The organism is Comamonas sp. B-9 (genome assembly GCF_000410635.1).
Classification (GTDB): domain Bacteria; phylum Pseudomonadota; class Gammaproteobacteria; order Burkholderiales; family Burkholderiaceae_C; genus Comamonas.
The window spans coordinates 339-1,726 of sequence record NZ_KE148582.1; the positions used below are offsets into that span (position 1 = coordinate 339).

The window sequence follows — 1,388 nt, forward strand, 5'->3', positions numbered from 1 at the left end:
GCCGATGCGCAGGGCCAGGATGTGGCGCGCCTGCATTCGGGCGATCTGTCGGTCTGGTCGGCCATGGGCGAGCAGCTGCGCCGCCTGCGCGCACTGGGCATTGCCTACAGCGTGACGCCAGGCGTGCCCTCGTTTGCCGCGGCTGCCGCCACCCTGGGCGCCGAATTGACCTTGCCGGGCCTGTGCCAGTCGGTGGTGCTGACGCGCACCTCCGGCCGCGCCACTGCGATGCCCGAGGGCGAGCAACTGGCCGCCTTTGCCGCGACTGGCGCGGTGCTGGCGATCCATTTGTCCATCCATGTGGCCGAAAAGGTGCAAAGCGAGCTGCTGCCGCACTATGGCGCGGACTGCCCGGCCGCCATCGTCTGGCGCGCCAGCTGGCCCGATGAAACCGTTGTGCGCACCAGCGTGGGCCAACTGGCCCAGGCCGTGGCCGCCAGCATGGAGCGCACCGCCATCATCCTGGTGGGCCGCAGCATCAGCGCCGAGGACTTTGGCGAAAGCCGCCTCTACGCCACCGACTACGACCGCCGCTACCGGCCACAGGGCACCGAGCCGCGCTTTCCGGCGCCGCAGGCGGCGGTGGATACCGCCACCGACCGGCCGCTGGCAGCCACGCCCGCGAACAGCGAAGGCCAGGCATGAGCAGAAGCTTGCCGCCGGTCGCGCTGAGCCTCATCGGCATTGGCACCGGCAACCCCGACCACCTGACGCGCCAGGCCATTGCGGCGATGAATGCGGCCGACCTGCTGCTGCTGCCCCACAAGGGCGAGGACAAGGCCGAGCTGGCGGCCCTGCGCCAGTCGCTCTGCGATGCGGTGCTGCAGCAACCCGCACCGCTGATTGCTGGCTTTGACATGCCCGAGCGCCGCAGCCAGGGCGATGACTACCTGAACCAGGTCGATGAATGGCATGCGGCCATCACCCTGCGCTGGCAAGCCGCGATGGCGCAGGCGCTGGCCCATGGCCTGGTGCCGCGTAGCAGCAACGGTGTGCTGCAGGTGGCGCTGCTGGTCTGGGGCGATCCATCGCTCTACGACAGCACCTTGCGCATTGCCGCGCGCATGCAGCCGGCACCGCAGCAGGTCAGCGTTATCGCCGGCATCACCTCGATGCAGGCGCTCACCGCCGCGCATGCGATCGCCGTCAATGACATTGGCCAGCCCTTTACCGTCACCACCGGCCGCCAGCTGCGCGAGCAAGGCTGGCCGGCCGGGGTGGACACGCTGGTGGTGATGCTGGACGGCCAGTGCAGCTTTCGCAGCCTGCCGGCGGCGCAGGCCCGCGATGTCTACATCTGGTGGGGCGCCTACCTGGGCATGGCCCAGCAGTGCCTGGCGCGTGGCCCGCTGGCCGAGGCGGCCGAGCGCATTGTGGCCACGCGCGCC

General features: G+C 70.4%; 2 protein-coding genes. Both read left to right on the plus strand.

Annotated features, from left to right (window positions below):
* Positions 1 to 645: cobalt-precorrin-4/precorrin-4 C(11)-methyltransferase (locus H928_RS27710; RefSeq protein WP_021026991.1), on the plus strand; the 645-nt coding region annotated here is incomplete at its 5' end.
* Positions 642 to 1,388: precorrin-6A synthase (deacetylating) (gene cobF / locus H928_RS0113530; protein ID WP_021026992.1), on the plus strand; the 747-nt coding region annotated here is incomplete at its 3' end. The genes H928_RS27710 and cobF, both read left to right, overlap by 4 nt.